This is a genomic window from Pseudonocardia sp. EV170527-09, assembly GCF_008369905.1.
Classification (GTDB): Bacteria; Actinomycetota; Actinomycetes; order Mycobacteriales; family Pseudonocardiaceae; genus Pseudonocardia.
The window spans coordinates 1-273 of sequence record NZ_VRMC01000456.1 but is presented as its reverse complement, the minus strand read 5'-3'; the positions used below and the strand labels follow the sequence as shown (position 1 = coordinate 273).

Below are 273 nucleotides of genomic sequence, written 5' to 3'. Positions count from 1 at the left end.
CTACGGCGTGGATCGACCGGCGCTCAAGGATCCGCCCTTCGTGCCCGCGACCCCTTCGGCGTTCGGCGAGCGAGAGACCCCCAAAAGCATCTTTGCGGCGCTGCGCGACGGCGACGTCCTGGTTCACCACCCCTACGACTCCTTCTCCACGACAGTGCAGCGCTTCATCGAGCAGGCCGCGGCCGATCCCAATGTGCTGGCGATCAAGCAGACGCTCTACCGCACCTCGGGCGATTCGCCGATCGTCAACGCCCTCATCGATGCTGCCGAGGC

1 pseudogene is annotated in these 273 nt (G+C 66.3%); it reads left to right on the top strand.

The features are described from left to right. Nucleotides 1–273 (top strand): annotated as a pseudogene (locus tag FVA95_RS29790) (RNA degradosome polyphosphate kinase); the annotation flags it as partial.